Raw genomic sequence first — 20657 nt, forward strand, 5'->3', positions numbered from 1 at the left:
GCGCTACACCATCAGCCTGGCGCGGCGCGCCAGCGGCCGGGCGAACAATTCGGCGAGGTCGCCAGCCTGCTCGTAGCCCTGGATCGGCGTGAAGACGAGCTCAATGGCCCATTTCGTCGTCAGGCCCTCGGCCTCGAGCGGATTGGCAAGGCCGAGGCCGCAGACCGTGATGTCGGGCCGGACCGCGCGGCAGCGGTCGAGCTGGCGGTCGACATGCTGGCCTTCCGACAGCGTGATGCCGCCGGGCAGCATCGCGAGTTCCTCGGCCAGGTGCTGCCGGTGCAGGTAGGGCGTGCCCACCTCGGTGAGCGTCATGCCGCATTCGCGGGCGAGGAAGCGCGCCAGCGGCACCTCCAGCTGCGAATCGGGGAAGAAGAAGACGGACTTGCCGGCCAGGCGCTCGCTGCGCGCGGCGACGGCCGCGCGGGCGCGCGCCTCGGCCGGCGCCACGGCGGCGTCGAACTTCGCCGGGTCGATGTGCCATTCGCTGGCCGCGGCGCGCAGCCAAGCGGTCGTGCCCTCGGCGCCGAGTGGGAAGGGTGCGGCGAGTCGCTTCGCGCCGCGCTGTTCCAGCAGCCGCGCCGTCTCCGCGAGGAAGGGCTGCGCCAGCAGGTAGCGCGTGCCCTCGCCGACGGGCGGCAGGTCGGTCGCACGGCGGGATGGCAGGAAGCGGACGGGGCCCACGCCGAGCGCCGCGAACAGCCGCAGGAACTGGTCCTCCACCACCTCGGCCAGCGCGCCCACCACCAGCAGGGACCGCGCCGACCCGGGTTCGGCCGGCATCTCGGGCACGAGCGCCGCGAGGCAGGCGTCCTCGCCCTGGGTGAAGGTCGTCTCGATCCCGCTGCCGGAGTAGTTCAGCACGCGGACGGAGGGGGAGAAGCGCTTCGACAGCCGCTGCGCGGCGCGGGAGAGATCGAGCTTGATGACCTCCGACGGGCAGGAGCCGACCAGGAACAGCATCCGGATGTCCGGGCGGCGCTCGATCAGGCGGGTCACCACGCGGTCCAGTTCGTCGTTCGCGTCGGCCATGCCGGCCAGGTCGCGCTCGTCGATGATGGCGGTGGCGAAGCGGGGCTCGGCGAAGATCATGACGCCGGCGGCCGATTGCAGCAGGTGCGCGCAGGTGCGGCTGCCGACCACCAGGAAGAAGGCGTCCTGGATCTTGCGGTGCAGCCAGACAATGCCCGTCAGGCCGCAGAAGACCTCCCGCTGGCCCCGTTCCCGGAGGACCGGGGTCTCGGCGCAGCCAGCGGCCGCGCTGGTGCCGGCGGGAAGCCCGTCCATCACGCGGCGCCCGGCGCGGCGCCGTGCGCGCCTGACCAGCGCCCGTCGTCGCGCCGCGCCGCGCGCAGTTTCAGAAGGAACTGCGCCGCGTTGAACACGTAGGCAGCGTAGGCGGCCAGTGCGAGCATCATCTGCGCCCGGCCGTCGCCGATCCCGGCGAGGACGACATAGAGGTAGGCGGTGTGGAGTGCCAGGACGAGCATGCTGAACACGTCTTCCCAGAAGAAGGCGGGAGCGAAGAGCCAGCGGCCGAACACCTCCTTCTCCCAGATCGAGCCCGTGACCATGATCGCGTAGAGGACGAGGGTCTTGGCCACGACCGACCAGGTGGCGGCGGCCAGCCCCTCGCCCGTCATCAGGAACCAGGAGACGAGGCCGAGGCTGACCAGGAAGACCGCGAACTGCAGCGGCGCCAGCACGCCCTGGACGATGGTCCAGGGCGAATGGTCGCGCCGGACGCGTTCCTCCGGCGTATAGAGAGGCCTGGGGGCTGCGCGCCGCGAGCGGCCCGTGGCCGCCCCCCAGGGCGAGCAGTCCAGTGCATCGAGGAGGCCGCCATTCCGCCTAAAGGTGAGCATCGCTTGACATCCTCCCGTCGGCCGCGTGGGCTGCCTGGCTGGCCTGTCGCCACCCGTCGGGGGTGGTGTGGCCGGCATCCGGGGAGTCAGACCTTAAGTGCCGTTTCCGACATCCCCTCATCCTGGCCTCCCGTGGCATGCTGCTCGATGACGTGAAGGCTAGAAGTCAGGCGCGCCGAGTGTCAAGCGAGATTGACGTATTGATTGCTTGACACTTGGTGTCGGAAGGCATGAAGTCAGCGGCAGGAGAGGACCATGGTCGTGAAGCCAATGGCCGGTCAGGAGCGTGGTGCAGAGGCCGAGCAGGGCGGATCGGAATCCGATTCATCCTTCGCCGACAGCCCGGCGCGCGCCGAGGGGCAGGCCCGCCCGGCGCCGCCGCGTCGGCGCCGCAACCGCGTCGCCGTCCTGGCCCGGACGCTCGAATCCGACATCATCCCGCGGCTGCTGCTCGCGCACCGGGCGGTCGCGACGGCCGCCTACATCGACCGCGGCCCGGGCGCGGAACCACAGGCCCAGGACGTCACGGCGCTGGTCAGCTTGGCGATGCAGGCCGACCTGCCCGGCGCGCTGTCCTACCTCGAGGGGCTGCGCGCCCGGGGCGCGCCGATCGAGCGCCTGTATCTCGAGCTCCTCGGCCCCGTCGCCCGCCGCCTCGGCGTAATGTGGGAGGAGGATCTCTGCGACTTCACCGCGGTCACGATCGGCCTGTCCTGCCTGCACCAGGTGGTGCGGGAATACAGCCCCGCCTTCGTCGCCCGCGCGCCGCAGCCCGAGCCCGAGCGCCGCATCCTCCTCGCCCCCGCGCCGGGGGAACAGCACAGCTTCGGCATCCTCGTCGTCGAGCAGTTCTTCCGCGGCCAGGGCTGGGACGTCTGGTCGGGCTCGGGACTCGAGAGGGTCGAGATCCTGGAGGCGGCGCACCGCATCTGGTTCGGCGTCGCCGGCTTCTCCCTCGCATGCGAGGACCATATCGGCGACCTCGCCCTGCTGATCCGCGATGTCCGGCGCGTCTCGCGCAATGCCGGCATCGGGGTCTTGGTGGGCGGGCCGCTCTTTATCGAGAATCCGGACCTCGTCGCCCTGGTCGGCGCGGACGCGACCGCGACCGATGGCCGGCAGGCGACGCTGCAGGCCGAGACGATGCTTGCCTTGCTCGGACGGGATGCATGAGCAGGGCGATCCACTTCGGCGGAACCGCATCGACGCGGTGCAGACTGCATATTCATGCGTCAGTTGGTATAGACGCCATCCCTTCCACGACGAAACTGGGTAGATGGCGCAGAAAGCAAAGGCAAAGTCGCAGGTGAAGGCCTTCAGCACGCCCAGGAAGTCGCTCGGCGACCTCGACGCGGACGCCGCTGCCGCACTGATCAGTGCGGCAGCCGATATTGCCCTGATTCTCGACGAGGGCGGCGTCATTCGCGACGTCGCCTTCAGCAACGAGGAACTCTCCGGCGAATTCGCCGCCCACGCGTCCTGGCTCGGGCAGCCCTGGATCGAGACGGTGGCCAAGGACAGCCGCCCCAAGGTCGAGGAACTGACCCGGCGCAGCGGGACCACCGGCGGACGCTGGCGGCACGTGAACCAGGTCTCGACCGAGGGCGCTTCCGTCCCGATCCTCTATTCCACCGCGCCCGTCGGCAAGGCGGGGCGGATCGTGGTCTTCGGCCGCGACCTCCGCCCGGTCTCTCGCCTCCAGCAGCGGCTGGTCGAGGTGCAGCAGTCGATGGAGCGGGACTATTCGCGCCTGCGCCAGGCCGAGACGCGCTACCGCCTGCTGTTCCAGATGTCGCCCGACCCCGTCCTGGTGCTGGACGGCACGACACAGCGCGTGACCGAGGCCAACCCGGCGGCGATGCGCCTGTTCGGCAAGGACCAGCGCCGCTCCGTTGGTCGGCCGATCGCCGAAGCCTTCTCGGCCGATTCGCGCGCCGTGGTGCAATCCCTGCTCGCCTCGGTCCGTGCCGCGGGGCGGGGCGACGACGTGACCGCCCGGCTGGCCGAGGACAATGCCGAGGTCACCGTCTCCGCCTCAACCTTCCGGCAGGAGGGCACGCTGCTGTTCCTCGTGCGCATCGCCATGCCGGAAGCGACCTTGGTCGCGCTGCCGCCGGACAAGTCCAGGCTGCTCAAGCTCGTGGACGCCGTGCCCGACGCCTTCGTCGTCACGGGGCCGGACGGGCGCATCATCACCGCCAACGCCGCCTTCATCGAGATGGTCGAGGCCACGAGCGAGGAGCAGGTCCGCAGCGAGCCGCTCGACCGCTGGCTCGGCGCGCAGGATGTCGAATCGGAGGTGCTGTTCGGCCACCTGCGCAACCGCGGCACCGTCAGGCTCTATGCCTCGGTGCTGCGCGGCGAGCACGGCGCGCGGACCGAGGTCGAGATCTCGGCCGTCACGGTCATGCATGGCGGCAAGCCCTGCTTCGGCTTCGCGATGCGCGACGTCGGCCCGCGCGTGCGCCCCGCCGTCGTCGGCGCCCGCCCGACCCGCTCGGTCGAGCAGCTGACCGAACTGATCGGCCGCGTCCCGCTCAAGGACCTGGTGCGCGAGGCGACGGACGCGATCGAGCGCCTCTGCATCGAGGCGGCCCTTGAGCTCTCGGGCGACAACCGCGCCTCGGCGGCCGAGATGCTCGGCCTGTCGCGCCAGAGCCTCTACGTGAAGCTGCGCCGCTACGGCCTTGGCGACCTCGGCGCCGAGCCGGGCGAGGCCGGATAGGATGCGCGATGTCCGGCCGGGCTGACCTGCGAGCGGAACCGGGCCGGGCGATTCGCGACACGCCCCGCCCCGCGGTGGTGCTGGAGCTGCTCAAGCCCATCACCTGGTTCCCGCCCATGTGGGCGTTCATGTGCGGGGCGGTGTCCTCGGGCGCCGCCTTCGGGGCGACCTGGCACCTGGCGCTGGCGGGCATCATCCTGGCCGGGCCGCTGGTCTGCGGCATGAGCCAGGCGGTGAACGACTGGTTCGACCGGCATGTCGACGCGATCAACGAGCCGCATCGCCCGATCCCCTCGGGCCGCATGCCCGGCCGCTGGGGCCTCTACGTGGCGGTGGCCTGGACCGGCGTCTCGCTCGCCTGGGGGGCGATGCTCGGTTTCTGGGGGTTCCTGGCGACGCTGCTCGGCGTGGCGCTGGCCTGGGCCTATTCGGCGCCGCCGCTGCGGCTCAAGGCGAATGGCTGGTGGGGCAACCTCGCCTGCGGCCTGGCCTATGAGAGCCTGCCCTGGATCACCGCCGCCGCCGTGCTCTCGGCCGCCGCGCCGACGCCCGAAGTGCTCGTCATCGCGACCCTCTACGGCCTCGGCGCCCACGGCATCATGACGCTGAACGACTTCAAGGCGGTGGACGGCGACCGGCAGAGCGGCATCCGCTCCCTGCCCGTGCAGCTCGGCCCCGAGCGCGCCGCGCGCGTCGCCTGCTGGTTCATGGGCGTGCCGCAGGCGGTCGTGGTCGGGCTGCTCCTCGCCATGGGCGCTCCGGTGCATGCGCTGCTCGTGGCGCTGCTGCTGGCTGGCCAGGGCTGGGCCATGGCGCGGATGCTGCGCGACCCGAAGGCTCTGGCACCCTGGTACAACGGCACGGGCGTGCTGCAATTCGTCCTCGGCATGCTGGTCTCGGGCTTCGCGCTGCGTGCGGGGGCGGGGTTCTGATGCGGCGCCCGCTCGGCTGGCTCGGCATCCTGCGGCTCGGGCTGGTGCAGACGGCGCTCGGCGCCATCGTGGTGCTGACGACCTCGGCGCTGAACCGCGTCATGGTGGTGGAACTCGCCCTGCCCGCGACGCTGCCCGGCGTGCTGGTCGGCATCCACTACGCGCTGCAGATGCTCCGGCCGCGCTGGGGCTACGGGTCCGACATGGGCGGACGGCGCACGCCCTGGATCCTGGGCGGCATGGCCGTGCTGGCGCTGGGCGGCGTGCTGGCCGCGGCGGCGACCGCGATGATGGGCGAAGCCTTCCTCCCGGGCCTGGCACTCGGCGTGCTGGCCTTCCTGATGATCGGCCTCGGCGTCGGCGCGGCCGGGACATCGTTGCTGGTGCTGCTCGCCGCGCGGGTGGACGAGGCGCGCCGCGCGGCTGCCGCCTCGATCGTCTGGATCATGATGATCGCGGGCTTCATCCTGACCACCGCGATCGGCGGGCGCCTGCTCGACCCCTATTCGCCCGAGCGGCTGGTCGCCGTCTCGGCCGGCGTCTCCGTCATCGCGATGATCCTGGCCACGCTCGGCGTGCTCGGCATCGAGGGCCCCTCGCCCGCCCGGCCGGCCGCGGAGCCCGCGGCGAAGCCGCCCTTCCGGCGCGCCCTGGCCGAGGTCTGGGCGGAGCCTGAGGCGCGCCGCTTCACACTGTTCATCTTCCTGTCCATGCTCGCCTACAGCGCGCAGGACCTCATCCTCGAGCCTTTCGCGGGCAGCGTCTTCGGCCGCACGCTGGGCGAGAGCACCCAGCTGTCCTCCCTGCAGAACGGCGGCACGCTGGTCGGCATGGTGCTGGTCGCGATCGTCGGCTCGGCCTTCGGCGGGCGCTTCGCGCACCTGCTCCGCGCCTTCACCATCGGCGGCTGCCTCTTTGCCGCTGCGGTGATGCTCGTGCTGGCGCTGAGCCCGCTGGTGGGCGCCGGCTTCCCCCTTGCCGCCGCCTTCGTGGCGCTCGGCCTCGGCAATGGCGTCTTCGCCGCGGCCGCCATCGCATCGATGATGAAGATGGTGGGCGACGGCCGCGGCCAGCGCGAAGGCACGCGCATGGGCATGTGGGGCGCGGCGCAGGCGGTGGCCTTCGGGATCGGCGGGCTGGCCGGCGCGGCGGCGGTCGATGTCGCGCGGCTCGCGTTCGGCGCGCCGCATGTCGCCTATGCCACGGTCTTCGTGATCGACGCCCTGGTCTTCGTCGCAGCCGCCGCGCTCGCCGCGCGGATCGGCCGCACCCGCCCCGCCCGGGGCTTCGGGCCGATGCTGCCCGCCGAATGATGCCGGAGACCTCCATGACCGAGACGGAACGCTTCGATGTGGTGGTGGTGGGCGGCGGCCCCTCCGGCGCCATCGCCGCCGAGGACCTGGCGCGCGCCGGCCGGCGCGTCGCGCTGCTCGACCGCGCGGGCCGCATCAAGCCCTGTGGCGGGGCCATCCCGCCGCGGCTGGTGCGCGACTTCGCCATTCCGGACCACATCATCTGCGCGCGCGTGAACAGCGCACGGATGATCGCCCCGTCCTCCCGCGCCGTGGACATGCCGATCGACGGCAATGGCTACGTCGCCATGGTGGATCGCGAGCATTTCGACGAGTTCCTGCGCGCCCGCGCCGCGCATGAGGGCGCGACGCGCTTCACCGGCACCTTCGACCGCATCGAGCGCGACGCCGGGGGCAGCCCCGTCGTCGTCTTCGAGGACAAGACCGGTGCCGAGCATCGCCTGCCGACGCGCCTCGTGATCGGCGCCGACGGCGCGCGGTCCAGGGTCGCGAAGCAGGAGGTGCCGGCGGCGGCGAAGATCCCCTTCGTCTTCGCCTATCACGAGATCATCGAGGCCCCTGCCCCGTCCGCCGCCTACGACCCGATGCGCTGCGACGTGTTCTACCAGGGGAAGCACTCGCCGGACTTCTATTCCTGGGTCTTCCCGCATGGCGCGACGGCCAGCATCGGCACGGGCTCGGCGCAGAAGGGCTTCGCGCTGCGCGCCTCGATCGCCGAGTTGCGCAGGTCGACCGGCCTCGATGCCGCGCGCACCCTGCGCCACGAGGGCGCGCCCATCCCGATGAAGCCGGCGAAGCGCTGGGACAACGGGCGCGACGTGCTGCTCGCCGGCGATGCCGCGGGCGTCGTGGCGCCGGCCTCGGGCGAGGGCATCTACTACGCCATGCTGGGCGGGCGGCTCGCGGCCGAGGCCTGCGAGGCGTGCCTCGCGACCGGCGATGCCCGGGCGCTGAAGCTGGCGCGCAAGCGCTTCATGAAGGGCCACGGCACGGTCTTCATGGTGCTCGGGATCATGCAGTACTTCTGGTACTCCTCCGAGAAGCGGCGCGAGAAGTTCGTCAAGATCTGCGCCGACAAGGACGTCCAGCGCCTCACCTGGGAATCCTACATGAACAAGGAACTGGTGCGGCGCGACCCGCTCGCGCATGTGCGGATCTTCTTCAAGGACCTGGCGCACCTGATGGGCTTCGCGCGCGCATGAGCGAGGTCGCGGAGAAGCCCGCGCAGCTGCGCATCGGCACGCGCGCCTCGCCGCTCGCGCTCTGGCAGGCGCGGCATTTCCTGGGTGTCGTCGGCGGCTTCTGCCCGATGCTGCGCGGCGACACCTTCTTCGAGGAATGCGCGCTGTCCACGGCGGGCGACCGCATCCTCGACCGGCGCCTGGCCGAGATCGGCGGCAAGGGGCTGTTCGCCAAGGAAATCCACGAGGCACTGCTCGACCACCGCGTCGATTTCGCCGTGCATTCGCTGAAGGACCTCGAGACCGAATTGCCGCCCGGCATCGTGCTCGCCTGCGTGCTGCAGCGGGAGGACCCGCGGGACGCGATCGTGCTCGGCCCGCGCTGCGGCGCGCCTATCCCCGGCAATCCGCTCGCGGCCCTGCCGATCGGCGCGGTGGTCGGCACCTCCTCCGTGCGCCGGCAGTCGCAATTGCTGCATGCGCGCCCCGACCTTCGGGTCGAGACCATCCGCGGCAATGTCCAGACACGGCTCCGCCGCCTGGCGGAGGGCGAGTACGACGCGACCATGCTGGCGCTGGCGGGCCTGAAGCGGCTCGAGATGGCGCATGTCGCGGGCGTCGTGCTGGACGCCGAGGAGATGGTCCCGGCCGCCGGCCAGGGCATCGTCGGCGTGACCGTGCGTGCGTCCGACACGGCGCTGATCGACCTGCTCGCCGCCATCGAGGACCCGGCGGCGCGCGCGGTCGCGACGGCCGAGCGCGCGCTGCTCGGCGCGCTGGACGGGTCCTGCCGCACGCCGATCGGCGGGCATGCCCGCATCCTGATGGACGGGCAGCTCTATTTGACGGGCCTGGTGGCGCGGTCGGACGGGACGTTCCTGCACCGCCGGCGCGTCAGCGGTGCGGTCGCGGACGCCGCGCGCATCGGGCGCGAGCTCGGCGATGCGCTGCGTCGGGACTGCCCGGCCGACATCCTCTGCTAACGGCAGCCGCCGCGCGGCTTCAGCCGAACAGCCGCGTGAGCGCCACTGCGGCCGGGCGGCGGCGCGGGGCCGCGTAGATCTCGGCCGCACTGTCCTGCCGCCGGCGATTCACCTCGTCCGCCAGCACGCGCTGCAGCATCCGGAGGCGTTCGTCATCGAGCCAGGCGAGCCAGAGTCGCGCATAGGCCGGGTCATGCACGGGATCGAGCACCGCGAGCGGGACCTCGATGCCGGCCGCATGCCGTTCCACCTCGACCGCCGCGGCGCGGCTCGAGGCCGCCAGGGCCCGGAGGCGGCGCGGGTCGGTCACGAGCATCGCGACGAAGGCGTCCAATTCGCCCCGGGCGCGCTCCAGGGCCACGATGTCCTGGGCATGGTCGGCGACGCGGATATCCGCCTTCAATCGTTCGAACGCCACCCGGTAGCTGCTGCCGTTCATCGCGCGCCTCCCGTTCCGGCGAACCGGACTGTCAGATTAAGCTGACAGTCACCGTCTTGCCAACATGACAGTTCTCGCGGAACGACACGATCAGCGGAGGCGGCGGGTAAGATCCACAAGATGGGCCGCCAGCGCCCCGACGAGCATCGCCGGCACCAGCGGCCACGCCGCCCCGGTCAGCGCGAATCGCAGCGCCAGGACCAGGAAGGCGCCCGGAAGCAGGATCGCGAGGATGTCCGAGACGCCCGGCCCGCGGCCGGCGAAGCGCCGCCAGGCGAGCAGCAGGGCACCTTCCAGCACCAGGCAGACAAGGATGAGATCGGCCACGTGGCCGCTGCGGACGAGCCATTCCATTCCCAGCCTCCCGGCGCGAGGTCGCGCAATTTTCCAGGTTGCCAATGCTGAAAAGGCGACTAATTGCCAATAGGCCGGTTCACTTGGCACCAATCTGCACACGGTCCCGCTTCATCTCGGGCGGGCAGGTTCTGATCCGCGGGAGGAGTATCGCATGCGACGTTTGATGTTCTCGATGATGGTGGCTGCGGCTGCGGCGGTTCCGGGCGTGGCCCGCGCGCAAGGCGATGCCGAGGCCGGCCAGCGCGTCTTCAACCAGTGCCGGGCCTGCCACACCATCAACGAAGGCGGCCGCAACGGCGTCGGGCCGAACCTCTGGGGCATCGTCGGCCGCCGCGCGGCTTCGATCGACGGTTTCCGCTACTCCGCCAACATGCGGGAAGTGGCCGAGGGCGGCCATGTGTGGACCGTCGAGAACCTGCGCGCCTACATCACCAACCCGAAGGCCGTCGTGCCGCGGGGCAGCATGTCCTATGCGGGGCTGCGCAACGAGGCGCAGCTCAACGACCTGATCGCCTACCTGCAGGCGCAGAAGTAGCGCCTGGCGCCGGGGCGCGGCCAGCCGCGCCCCGGCCCCTCAGCCGATGCGGACAAGGAATTCGGGCCCGAGTTCCGGCATCGTGTTCGCGCCGATCAGGGCGAGGTCGCGATGCACCTCCTCCTGCAGCAGGTCGATGGCGCGCTCGACGCCCGCACGGCCGCGCACGGTGGCGGCGCAAAGCATCGGGCGCCCGACGAAGACGAAGCTCGCACCCAGCGCATAGGCCTTGAGCACATCCGTGCCGCGCCGGATGCCGCCGTCGTAGATCACCGGCAGCCCGCCCGCGACCTTCACGATCTCCGGCAGCATGCGCAGGCCGGAGACGGCGCCGTCGAGCTGCCGCCCGCCATGGTTCGACACCATGAACCCGTCGACGCCGATCTCCTTCGCGCGCACCACGTCGTCCGGGTGCAGCACGCCCTTGATCAGCAGCTTGCCAGGGAAGCGCTTGCGGATCAGTTCCAGATGCGGCCAGGACAGGCCGTCGCGCGCGCCGAAGGCGCGTTCCAGGTCGCGCGAAAGGATCGGCGGGCCGCGCCCGGCGTCCATGTTCTCGAAATGCGGCATGCCGTGGCTCTGCAGCGTGCGGAACCAGGTGCCGAAGGCCCAGGTCGGGTGCGTCGCCCCCTGCCAGAACAGCTTGAAGGTCGGCTTCAGCGGGATCGTGTAGCCGTTGCGGATGTTGTTCTCCCGGTTGGAGGAGACCTGCACGTCCACGGTCAGCACGAAGGTCCGGAAGCCGGCGGCGATCACGCGGTCGACCAGCGGCTCGATGCGGGACGGCTCGCCCGGCAGGTAGGCCTGGTACCAGGCATCGGGGTTGGCCTTCGCAACCTCCTCCATCGGGATCAGCGATGAGGCCGACAGGATGTAGGGGATCCGCTTCGCCCGCGCCGCCTCGGCCAGCGCGATGTCGCCGCGATAGGCCAGCAGCGCGGCCGATCCCATCGGCGGGATGCCGAAGGGTGCCGCGTGGTCCTGGCCGAACAGCGTCGCCGCCGTGCTGCGCGCCCGCGCGTCCACGAGGCAGCGCGGGATGAAGCCCCATTCGGCGAAGGCGCGGCGGTTGTCGGTGAGCGACCAGTCCGTCTCGACGCCGCCGGCGAGGTAGCCGTGCAGCATGCGCGGCAGGTGCTTCTCGGCCGCGACCTCGAAGTCGTTCAGCGACAGGAACTTCTGCAGGCCGGGCGGCACGGGCGGCGCCGTGCGCTTCTGCGACAGCGCCTGGGTGGCGGCGGGCGCACGGGACTGCGCGGGTCCTTCGGCGGTCATGGGCAATCCGTGAACGTGATGTGACGGATCGATCATGGCCGCGGCGCGGGCCGAGGGCCAGACCCCGGGTTGCGAGGCCGGACGCGGCAGGCCGGCAGCCATGCGGCCCGGTCGTGGCTCGCGCCGCTGGTCGCCGGAGTCGGGGTACCGACGCCGCCGGCTTTCCAGGCGGCGCCGCGGTCGTCAGTCTGGCCGACCAGGGACATGGGATGACGGCATGGCGAGGCTCGGCGGACTGGGCGTGGCATTGGCGGCGACCGGTGCGGCGCAGGCGCTGGCGACACTCGGTCTCTATGCGCTGCCGGTGCTGGTCTCCTACGCCGCGCCGGAATTCGGCGTGCCGCCGGAAGCGATCGGCTACCAGGTTGGCCTCGTCTATCTCTGCGCCGCGCTGGCCTCGGCCTATGGGCCGCGTTGGCTGGCGCGCTGGGGCCCGGCGCGCACGACGCAGGTCGCGCTGCTGGCCGCGGCGGCCGGCACGGCGATGCTCGCCGCCGGGCGCATCTGGCTGGCGGTGCCGGCCTCGGCGCTGCTCGGCCTCGGCTACGGGCTGACCAACCCGGCGGCGGCGCAGGTGCTGGGGCGGCTGGTGACGGCGGGGCGGCGCAACCTCGTGTTCGCGGTGAAGCAGATGGGCGTGCCGCTCGGCCTCGCCGCCGGTGGCCTCCTGCTGCCGCGCATCGCCGAGGCCGGCAGCTGGCGGCTGGCGATGCTCGTCGCCGCCGGCGCACTGGCGACGATGGCGCTGGCGCTCGGGCCGATGCGCGCCGCCTGGGATCGCGATCGCAGCGCCTTGCCACCCGCGGCGGGTCCGGGCCTGCTGCGCCGCGCGCCGGCACTGACCGCGCTGGCCGTCACCGGCGGTGCCTATGGCGTGATCCAGGTGGCGCTCGGCGCGCATATGGTCGCGATGCTGGTGGGCGACTTCCTGCAGGACCCGGTGACGGCGGGCGCGCTGGTCGGGCTGTCGCAGGCGATGGGGGCGCTCGGGCGGGTCGGCTGGGCGATGTGGGCGGATGCGCGGCTCGGCGGCCTGCGCGCGCTGGTGCTGATCGGCCTGGGGTCAGGGCTGTTCCTGCTGCTGCTGCCGATCCTGCACGGCGCCGAGACCTGGCTGGTGGCGCTGGTCTTCGCCGGCCTCGGCGCCACGACGGCGGGGTGGAACGGCGTGCTGGTGGCCGAGAGCGTGCGCCTGGCGCCACCCGGCGCGGCCGGCGCGGCCTCGGGCGCGGTGCTGTCGGTTACCTTCGGCGGCGCGGTGCTGGGGCCGCCGGCGATGGCGGTGCTGGGAACGCTGATGGGAGGCTACGCGGTCGCCTTCGCCTGGCTTGCGCTGCTGCCGCTGGGCGGGGCGGCGGTGGCGTGGGCGGCGGGACGGCGGGGCGCGGTCAGTGGAAGACGCGCCCCGAATCGATGACGACGGTCTGCCCCGTCATGGTCCCGGTGCGGCACATCGTCACCACCATGTCCGCGCAATCGTCCTTGTCGGCGGGCTTCTTCAGCAGCGCGGTCGCGGCGGAGCGCTCGACCTGCTCGGCGCGCAGGTTGGCGGTGGCGCGCGTGCCTTCCAGCAGGCCGGGGGCGACGCAGTTCACCAACGTCTCCGGCGCCAGCGCGACCGCCATGCAGCGCGTCAGGTGGATCAGGCCCGCCTTGGACACGGCATAGGCGATGGAGGACCCGGTCGGCCCGAGGCCGGCGACGGAGGCGATGTTGACGATGCGCCCCCGCCCCTGCGCCTTCATCACTGGCGCGACCGCCTTGGTCAGGCGCATTGGGCCGGTGAGGTTCACCGCCATGATCTTCTCCCAGACCTCCAGCGTCAGGCTGTCGAGGTCGGCGAAGGGGATCGCCTGGTTGAAGGCAGCGTCGTTCACCAGGATGTCGAGGCGGCCGAAGTGGGTCGTGACGTCGGCGACCAGCCGGTCGACCGCGGCGCCGTCGGTGATGTCGCAGGCGAAGGCGGCGGCACGGACCTGGTGCGCGGCGGCGAGGTCGCGTGCGACGGCTTCGGCATCGTCGCGGCTTCGCGCGTACATCACGGCGATGTCGGCACCCTCCCGCGCCAGCGCGTGGCAGATGCGCTGGCCGAGCCCGCCATTGCCGCCCGTCACCAATGCGACGGCGCCATTGAGTTCCATGCGGTGCTTCCCTTCCTGCGGGCGCGTCGGCGGCGTGGCGCGGCACCAGGCCGTCGGCAGCGTGCGGCGCGGGGGTGGCGCCGGCAAGAGAGTCCGAGGAGCGGGTTCTTGAAACGGGAAAAGAATGGCGGAGGGGATGGGATTCGAACCCACGATAGGACTTGACATCCTATAACGGTTTAGCAAACCGCCGCCTTCGGCCACTCGGCCACCCCTCCGCAGGAGTGGAAAGTCACACGGCGTTTGAGCGGCCGTGTCTAGCGGGGGGCGCGCGCAGCGTCAAACGCCGCGCGCGGCGCCGTTCAGGACAGCGCGACCTCCATGCCGCGCTGCGTCGCCGGGCGGGCCATCAGCCCCGCATACCAGCGCGCCACCTCCGGATAGTCGCCGATCGCCTTGCCCTGCGTCGGCAGGTGCCGCTCATGCCGCCAGGCCCAGCCCAGGATCGCGAAATCGGCGATCGAGGGCTCGCCCTCGGTCGCGACGAAGTCCCGCCCGGCCAGCCGCTTGTCGAGCACACCGTAAAGGCGGAGCGTCTCCTTCCCATACCGGTCCAGCCCGTAGTCCTTGGCCGGCCCATCGGGGCGCATCATGAAGTGGTGCACCTGGCCGGGCATCGGCCCGAAGCCGCCCATCTGCCACATCAGCCATTCGTAGACCGGCACGCGCTCGCGCAGCTTCGCCGGCAGGAACTTCCCCGTCTTCTCAGCCAGGTACAGCAGGATCGCGCCGCTCTCGAAGACCGTGATCGGGCGGCCGTCCGGCCCGTCGGGGTCGATGATCGCCGGGATGCGGTTGTTCGGGCTGAAGGCCAGGAACTCGGGATTGAACTGCTCGTCCTTCGAGATGTTCACGGTCTTGACCGTGTAGGGCAGGCCCATCTCCTCGAGCGCCACGCTGATCTTGCGCCCGTTCGGCGTGTTCCAGGTCCAGAGTTCGATGGCCATGCGCGAAGATCCCCGTGCGACGTTGCGCGGAACGGATGGCATGGCCGCGCCGGCCCGTCCATCGCAGGCGTTCAGCCCGGCAGGTCGCCCCGCCGCGCGCCCTGCCAGGCTTTGAGCAGCCCATGCGCCACCGCCAGCAGCGCCGGCCCGACGAACAACCCGAGGAAGCCGAAGGCGATCAGCCCGCCGAAGACGCCGAGGATGATGAGCCCGAGCGGCATCGCGCTGCCGCGCTGGATCAGCAGCGGGCGCACGATGTTGTCGCTGCCCGAGACGGCGACGCCGCCCCAAAGCAGCATGAAGATCGCCCAGCCCATGTCCCCCTGGCCATAGAGCCAGGCCGCCGCGCCGCCCCAGGTCACGACCACGAGCGGCCCCAGGATCTGGCTGATCGAGAAGATCATGGTCAGGAAGCCCAGCACCGCCGCCCCGGGCACGCCCGCGACCGCAAGCCCCCCGCCCATCAGCACCGCCTGCAGGATGCCGGTGCCGACCACTCCCCAGGCGACGCCCCGCACCGCGCCGCCCGCCGCATTCACGGCGGCCACGCCGGGCGCGCCGCCCAGCCGCCCGGCGATGTCGCGCAGTTGCGCCACCATCGCATCGCCGCCGGTCCAGAACATCGCCGCCACGATCAGCGCGAGCAGCACCTGCACCACGCTGCCCGCCGCCGCCTGGCCGACCTCGACCAGCAGCCGCGCGATCTGCCCGCTGTACGGTGCCAGCAGCGCGTTGATGCCTCCCTGCAGCCCATGCAGCCGCGCCCAGCCGCGCGAAGCGGCCTCGCCCACCAGGGGCAGCCCGGCGACCCAGGCCGGCGCCTCGGGCGAGAGGTTCTCGAGCGCCGCGCGCGCACGTCCCGCGACCGTGCCGATCTGCTCGGCCAGGCCCGGCGCCATCATCAGCAGCGGCACCACGAGCGCGATCACCAGCACGATCACCATCACCGCCGCCGAGAGTCCCGGCCGCAGCCCCCGCTGCACCAGCGCGTCCCGCGCCGGCCAGGTGCCGATGGCGATGAAGGCGCCGAAGGCGATCGCCATGCCGAAGGGCTCCAGCACCCGCACCACGCCGTACAGCAGCAGCGCGAGCAGGATCAGGACCGCCGCGCGCTCGGCGGCCTGTACCGTCCCGGCATGGTCAGACGCCGGCGCTCCGCCGGCCTGCCGCGATTCGCTCTCCATGCCCGCCCCCCGGAACCGACGGGATGAGCCAAGCACGCCCGGCGGGTCCCCGGGAAGCCGCGGCTCAGGACAGGCGGCGCTTCAGCACCTCGTTGACCAGGGCCGGGTTCCCCTTGCCCTGCATGGCCCGCATGGTCTGGCCCACGAAGAAGCCGAACAGCTTGTCCTTGCCCGAGCGATATTCGGCGACCTTGTCGGCATTGGCGGCGAGCACGCCGTCGATCACCGCCTCGATCGCGCCCGTGTCGGTCACCTGGCGGAGCCCCCGCTCCTCGACGATCACGCCCGGCGCGCGACCGGTCTCGACCATCGCCTCGAACACGTCCTTCGCGAGTTTCCCCGACAGCGTGCCATCCGCCATCAGGTCGAGCAGCGCGCCGAGGTCGGCGGCGGAGACGGGCGGCTCGGCGATCGAGGTCTTGGTCCGGTTGATGGCGGCGAACAGGTCGCCCATCACCCAGTTCGCCGCCTGCTTGGCGTCGCGGCCGCGGGCGACAGCCTCGTAATAGGCCGCGGTCTCCTTTTCGAGCGTCAGCACATGCGCGTCGTAGGGCGTGATGCCGTAGTCGGCCACGTAGCGCGCGCGGCGCTGGTCGGGCAGTTCCGGCAGCGCGGCCTTGAGCTGGTCCACCCAGGACTGGGTGATGACCAGCGGCGGCAGGTCGGGGTCGGGGAAGTAGCGGTAGTCATGCGCGTCCTCCTTGGATCGCATCGACCGCGTGATGCCGCGGCCGGTGTCGAACAGGCGGGTTTCCTGCGTGACCTCGCGGCCCCCTTCCCACACCTCGATCTGGCGGCGCGCCTCCGCCTCCACCGCCTGCATGACGAAGCGGATGGAATTGACGTTCTTCACCTCGCAGCGCGTCCGGTATCCCTCGCCGGCCTTGCGGACCGACACGTTCACGTCGGCGCGCATGGAGCCTTCCTCCATGTTGCCGTCGCAGGTGCCGAGGTAGCGCAGGATCTGCCGAAGCTTGGTGAGGTAGGCGCCCGCTTCCTCCGGCGATCGCATGTCGGGCTCGCTCACGATCTCCATCAGCGCGACGCCCGACCGGTTCAGGTCGATGAAGGATTTCGTCGGGTGCTGGTCGTGCAGCGACTTCCCCGCATCCTGCTCGAGGTGCAGGCGCGTGATGCCGATGGTCTTGGTGCTGCCGTCGGCGAGCGCGATCTCGACCTGGCCCTCGCCGATGATCGGGTGCGCGAACTGGCTGATCTGGTAGCCCTGCGGCAGGTCCGCATAGAAGTAGTTCTTGCGGTCGAAGCGCGACCACAGGTTGACCTTGGCGTTCAGCCCGAGCCCCGTGCGTACCGCCTGCGCCACGCATTCGCGGTTGATCACCGGCAGCATGCCGGGGAAGCCGGCATCGACGAAGCTCACCTGGCTGTTGGGCGCGGCGCCGAAGTCGGTCGCGGCGCCGGAGAACAGCTTGGCGCGGCTCACCACCTGCGCGTGGACTTCAAGGCCGATGACCAGTTCCCAGGGGCCGGTCGCGCCTTCGATGGTATAGCTCATGCTCCGGCCCTCGTGCTGGGAAGCGCCTTGAAGTCCGCAGCGCGCTCCAGCGCCGCCCCCACCGCGAAGACCGTCTCCTCATCAAACGGCCGCCCGATCACCTGCAGCCCCAGCGGCAGCCCCTGCGGGTCGAGCCCCGCCGGCACCGCCAGCCCCGGCAGCCCCGCCAGGTTCGCCGTCACGGTGAAGACGTCGTTGAGGTACATCTGGATTGGGTCGTCGGAATTCTCGCCTTCGGCAAACGCCGCGCTCGGCGTCGCCGGCGTGACGATCGCATCCACCCCCGCGAAGGCCTGCGTGAAGTCCCGCGCGATCAATGCCCGCACCTTCTGCGCCTTCAGGTAGTAGGCGTCGTAGTAGCCCGCGCTCAGCACATAGGTGCCGATCATGATGCGCCGGCGCACCTCCTGCCCGAAGCCCGCCGCGCGCGTGCGCTCATAGAGGTCGCGCAGGTCGAAGCCCGCCTCCGCCACCCGCAGCCCGAAGCGCACGCCGTCATACCGCGCGAGGTTCGAGGAAGCCTCCGCCGGCGCCACGATGTAGTAGGTCGGCAGCGCATACTTCGTGTGCGGCAGGGTGATGTCGACGATCTCCGCGCCTGCATCCCGCAGCCAGTCGAGCCCCTGGCGCCACAGCCGCTCGATCTCGGGCGGCGTGCCGTCCAGGCGGTATTCCTTCGGCACGCCGATGCGCAGGCCCTTCACCGACCGCGTGCAGGCGGCGGCGAAATCCGGCACCGGCCGGTCGGCGCTGGTCGAATCCTTCGGATCGAACCCCGCCATGGACCGCAGCAGGATCGCGCAATCCTCGACCGTGCGCCCGAAGGGGCCCGCCTGGTCGAGCGAGGACGCGAAGGCCACGATGCCGAAGCGCGAGCACCGCCCATAGGTCGGCTTGATCCCCGCGATGCCGCAGAAGGCCGCCGGCTGGCGGATCGAGCCGCCGGTGTCGGTCCCCGTCGCGCCCAGCGCCATGCGCGCCGCCACCGCCGCCGCCGACCCGCCGGACGACCCGCCCGGCACCAGCCGCACCTCCGGGTCGTTGCGCCGCGACCACGGGTTCGCGACGCCGCCATACGCACTCGTCAGGTTCGACGACCCCATGGCGAACTCATCGAGGTTCGCCTTGCCCAGGAACACCGCCCCGTCGCGCTTCAGGTTCGCGGTCACGGTGCTCTCGTAGGGCGGCACGAAGCCGCCCAGGATCCTGGACCCCGCGGTGGTCTGCACGCCCGCCGTGCAGAACAGGTCCTTGATGGCGAGCGGGATGCCCTCCAGCGGTCCTGCCTCGCCGCGCGCGCGCTTCGCGTCGGAGGCGCGCGCCGCCTCCATCGCCTGCTCGGGCGTGGTCGTGATGAAGGCGTTGATCCGCGGGTTCAACGCCTCGACGGCGTCCACATGCGCGCGCGTCAGCTCCTCGGCCGAGATCGCGCCTTCCGCCAGCGCGGCCACCGCGCCGGCCAGGGTGAAATCCGTGGGGTGCATCACTCGACGACCTTCGGCACGCCGAAATAGGCACCCTCGCGGTCGGGCGCATTCGCCAGCACGGCCTCGGCCTGGCCGCCATCGGTCACCACGTCGTCGCGTAGCGGCATCGCCGCGATCCCCTCCGGCGTGCCGCCCGCCATGGGCTCGACGCCCTCGGTGTCGACCGCCTGCAATTGCTCGATCCAGCCTAGGATGCCGTTGAGCTCGCCCTGCACGCGGGCGACCTCCTCCTCCGGCAGGCGGATGCGGGCAAGGGCGGCGACGCGCCGCACGGTGGCGGTATCGAGGGACATCAAGGCTCTTCCAGGGAAACGGGGGCCGGACCATAAGCCCGGGCATGGCCGTCATCAACCTGAAGGACCTCCGCGCCGGGCTGCCCCGCCACGCCCGCCTGATCGGCCTCGACCCCGGGGCCAAGGTGATCGGCGTCGCGCTGTCCGATGTCACGCTCATGCTGGCCAGCCCCTATGGCAGCCTCAAGCGGGGGAAACTTGCCGCCAATGCCGCCGAGATCGCCGCCATCGCGCGGAAGGAAGGCGCGGGCGGGATCGTCGTCGGCCTGCCGCTGTCGATGGACGGGACCATGGGCCCGGCGGCGCAGGCGGCGAAGGACTGGGCGCGGTCGCTGTCGGACGCCACCGGGCTTCCGATCGCCCTGTTCGACGAACGCCTCTCCTCGGCCGCGGTCAACCGGATGCTGGTGGCCGAAGCGGACCTCACGCGTGCCAAGCGGGCGCAGGCGGTGGACCGGGCGGCGGCGGCCTACATGCTGCAGGCGGCGCTGGATGCCTCGCGCCCCTGGCCGAATCCCTCCCCGCCGCCCTAAGGTCCGCCCCGTGTCCCACCCGTCGAAACACCTCCTCGCCATCGAGGGCCTCGAGCCGCCGCACATCGCGGACCTGCTCGACCTGGCCGAGTCCTACGCGCTGCTCAACCGCAGCGGAAAGACGCAGCGCGACCTGCTCAAGGGCCGCACGCTGATCAACCTGTTCTTCGAGGACAGCACCCGCACCCGCACCAGCTTCGAACTGGCAGGCAAGCGGCTCGGCGCCGACGTGATCAACATGTCGGTCAGCCAGTCCTCGGTGAACAAGGGCGAGACGCTGCTCGACACCGCGTCCACGCTGAACGCCATGCAATGCGACCTGCTGGTGATCCGCCACGCGCAGTCGGGCGCCCCGGCGCTGCTGTCGCAGAAGGTGGACGCGGCGGTCATCAACGCCGGCGACGGCACCCACGAGCATCCGACCCAGGCGCTGCTGGATGCGCTCACCATCCGTCGCCACAAGGGCCGACTGGAGGGGCTCGTCGTCGCGATCTGCGGCGACATCGCCCATTCGCGCGTCGCGCGGTCGAACATCCACCTGCTGACCACCATGGGCAGCCGCGTCCGCGTGGTCGGCCCGCCGACGCTCATTCCGGCCGATGCCGCGCGCCTCGGCGTCGAGGTCTTCCACGACATGAAGGCGGGCCTGGCCGGGGCCGACGTCGTGATGATGCTCCGCCTGCAGCGCGAACGCATGTCGGGGGGGCTCGTGCCCTCGGCGCGGGAATTCTTCCGCTTCTACGGGCTGGACGCCGAGAAGCTCGCGCATGCGAAGGATGACAGCATCGTCATGCATCCGGGGCCGATGAACCGCGGCGTCGAGATCGACAGCGCCATCGCCGACCACCCGACCCGCTCCGTGATCGGGGAGCAGGTGGAGATGGGGGTCGCCTGCCGCATGGCGGTGCTCGACATCCTGGCGCGGCGGCTGCCGCGCAACCGGTAGCGGCA

Annotated in this window: 21 protein-coding genes and 1 tRNA gene; 10 read left to right on the plus strand and 12 right to left on the minus strand. The window is 71.5% G+C overall.

Annotated elements, in window-relative coordinates:
• Positions 1-3: 3 nt before the first annotated feature.
• Both E8M80_RS05100 and bchF read right to left on the minus strand, forming a co-directional pair.
• Positions 4-1287: a ferredoxin:protochlorophyllide reductase (ATP-dependent) subunit N gene (locus E8M80_RS05100; protein ID WP_137124560.1), complete on the minus strand. Its 1284-nt coding sequence runs from the start codon at positions 1285-1287 to the stop codon at positions 4-6.
• Complete coding sequence (gene bchF, locus E8M80_RS05105; RefSeq protein WP_137124561.1) at positions 1287-1865, minus strand: 2-vinyl bacteriochlorophyllide hydratase; 579 nt, start codon at positions 1863-1865, stop codon at positions 1287-1289. The genes E8M80_RS05100 and bchF overlap by 1 nt, the downstream gene beginning before the upstream one ends.
• Before the next feature lie 255 nt (positions 1866-2120).
• Between bchF and E8M80_RS05110 the strand changes: the two genes are divergently transcribed.
• From E8M80_RS05110 to hemC, 6 genes are all read left to right on the plus strand, one after another.
• Positions 2121-3038 carry a B12-binding domain-containing protein gene (locus E8M80_RS05110; RefSeq protein ID WP_137124562.1) on the plus strand — a complete coding sequence of 306 codons (918 nt, stop codon included), beginning with the start codon at positions 2121-2123 and terminating at the stop codon, positions 3036-3038.
• A 103-nt stretch (positions 3039-3141) separates the two neighbouring features.
• Positions 3142-4590, plus strand: coding sequence for a transcriptional regulator PpsR (ppsR, locus tag E8M80_RS05115; RefSeq protein WP_240789899.1), 1449 nt, complete (start codon positions 3142-3144; stop codon positions 4588-4590).
• Between the two features lie 8 nt (positions 4591-4598).
• Positions 4599-5522, plus strand: coding sequence for a chlorophyll synthase ChlG (gene chlG / locus E8M80_RS05120; protein WP_137124563.1), 924 nt, complete (start codon positions 4599-4601; stop codon positions 5520-5522).
• On the plus strand, positions 5522-6835 hold the full coding sequence (locus E8M80_RS05125; RefSeq protein ID WP_137124564.1) for a BCD family MFS transporter: 1314 nt from the start codon (positions 5522-5524) through the stop codon (positions 6833-6835). Before chlG ends, E8M80_RS05125 begins: the two co-directional genes overlap by 1 nt.
• 14 nt (positions 6836-6849) lie before the next feature.
• Positions 6850-8037 (plus strand): geranylgeranyl diphosphate reductase, encoded by a 1188-nt coding sequence (locus E8M80_RS05130; protein ID WP_137124565.1) that lies wholly within the window; start codon positions 6850-6852, stop codon positions 8035-8037.
• Positions 8034-8999, plus strand: coding sequence for a hydroxymethylbilane synthase (gene hemC / locus E8M80_RS05135; RefSeq protein WP_137124566.1), 966 nt, complete (start codon positions 8034-8036; stop codon positions 8997-8999). The genes E8M80_RS05130 and hemC overlap by 4 nt, the downstream gene beginning before the upstream one ends.
• A gap of 19 nt (positions 9000-9018) precedes the next feature.
• Here the strand turns inward: hemC and E8M80_RS05140 are convergent, their stop codons facing one another.
• A complete protein-coding gene (locus tag E8M80_RS05140) occupies positions 9019-9438 on the minus strand; it encodes a hypothetical protein (RefSeq protein ID WP_137124567.1) in 420 nt (139 codons plus the stop codon).
• A 90-nt stretch (positions 9439-9528) separates the two neighbouring features.
• Positions 9529-9792 carry a hypothetical protein gene (locus E8M80_RS05145; RefSeq protein ID WP_137124568.1) on the minus strand — a complete coding sequence of 88 codons (264 nt, stop codon included), beginning with the start codon at positions 9790-9792 and terminating at the stop codon, positions 9529-9531.
• A 154-nt stretch (positions 9793-9946) separates the two neighbouring features.
• Between E8M80_RS05145 and E8M80_RS05150 the strand changes: the two genes are divergently transcribed.
• Positions 9947-10330, plus strand: a complete 384-nt coding sequence (locus E8M80_RS05150) for a cytochrome c family protein (protein WP_240789900.1) — start codon at positions 9947-9949, stop codon at positions 10328-10330.
• Between the two features lie 39 nt (positions 10331-10369).
• Here the strand turns inward: E8M80_RS05150 and E8M80_RS05155 are convergent, their stop codons facing one another.
• Complete coding sequence (locus E8M80_RS05155) at positions 10370-11605, minus strand: alpha-hydroxy acid oxidase (protein ID WP_137124569.1); 1236 nt, start codon at positions 11603-11605, stop codon at positions 10370-10372.
• 217 nt (positions 11606-11822) lie between these two features.
• Between E8M80_RS05155 and E8M80_RS05160 the strand changes: the two genes are divergently transcribed.
• Positions 11823-13022: an MFS transporter gene (locus E8M80_RS05160; RefSeq protein WP_170979197.1), complete on the plus strand. Its 1200-nt coding sequence runs from the start codon at positions 11823-11825 to the stop codon at positions 13020-13022.
• Here E8M80_RS05160 and E8M80_RS05165 read toward each other — a convergent pair.
• The 7 genes from E8M80_RS05165 to gatC form a co-directional block, all read right to left on the minus strand.
• Positions 12994-13746 carry an SDR family NAD(P)-dependent oxidoreductase gene (locus E8M80_RS05165; protein WP_170979198.1) on the minus strand — a complete coding sequence of 251 codons (753 nt, stop codon included), beginning with the start codon at positions 13744-13746 and terminating at the stop codon, positions 12994-12996. The genes E8M80_RS05160 and E8M80_RS05165 overlap by 29 nt on opposite strands.
• Positions 13747-13871: 125 nt before the next feature.
• A tRNA-Ser gene (locus E8M80_RS05170) sits at positions 13872-13964 on the minus strand.
• An 84-nt stretch (positions 13965-14048) separates the two neighbouring features.
• On the minus strand, positions 14049-14693 hold the full coding sequence (locus tag E8M80_RS05175) for a glutathione S-transferase family protein (RefSeq protein WP_137124572.1): 645 nt from the start codon (positions 14691-14693) through the stop codon (positions 14049-14051).
• A 71-nt stretch (positions 14694-14764) separates the two neighbouring features.
• Complete coding sequence (locus tag E8M80_RS05180) at positions 14765-15877, minus strand: AI-2E family transporter (protein ID WP_137124573.1); 1113 nt, start codon at positions 15875-15877, stop codon at positions 14765-14767.
• Between the two features lie 64 nt (positions 15878-15941).
• Positions 15942-17393 carry an Asp-tRNA(Asn)/Glu-tRNA(Gln) amidotransferase subunit GatB gene (gene gatB, locus E8M80_RS05185; protein WP_137124574.1) on the minus strand — a complete coding sequence of 484 codons (1452 nt, stop codon included), beginning with the start codon at positions 17391-17393 and terminating at the stop codon, positions 15942-15944.
• The gene (gene gatA, locus E8M80_RS05190) at positions 17390-18877 is read right to left on the minus strand and encodes an Asp-tRNA(Asn)/Glu-tRNA(Gln) amidotransferase subunit GatA (RefSeq protein ID WP_137124575.1); all 1488 of its coding nucleotides are present in this window, start codon (positions 18875-18877) and stop codon (positions 17390-17392) included. Before gatA ends, gatB begins: the two co-directional genes overlap by 4 nt.
• The gene (gene gatC / locus E8M80_RS05195; protein ID WP_137124576.1) at positions 18877-19173 is read right to left on the minus strand and encodes an Asp-tRNA(Asn)/Glu-tRNA(Gln) amidotransferase subunit GatC; all 297 of its coding nucleotides are present in this window, start codon (positions 19171-19173) and stop codon (positions 18877-18879) included. Before gatC ends, gatA begins: the two co-directional genes overlap by 1 nt.
• 44 nt (positions 19174-19217) lie before the next feature.
• On the opposite strand from gatC, the gene ruvX reads away from it, so the two are divergent.
• Positions 19218-19706 carry a Holliday junction resolvase RuvX gene (ruvX, locus tag E8M80_RS05200; protein ID WP_137124577.1) on the plus strand — a complete coding sequence of 163 codons (489 nt, stop codon included), beginning with the start codon at positions 19218-19220 and terminating at the stop codon, positions 19704-19706.
• 10 nt (positions 19707-19716) lie between these two features.
• Positions 19717-20652 carry an aspartate carbamoyltransferase catalytic subunit gene (locus E8M80_RS05205; protein WP_240789901.1) on the plus strand — a complete coding sequence of 312 codons (936 nt, stop codon included), beginning with the start codon at positions 19717-19719 and terminating at the stop codon, positions 20650-20652.
• Positions 20653-20657: the final 5 nt, after the last annotated feature.

Source organism: Roseomonas sp. HF4, assembly GCF_005222755.1.
Classification (GTDB): Bacteria; Pseudomonadota; Alphaproteobacteria; order Acetobacterales; family Acetobacteraceae; genus Neoroseomonas.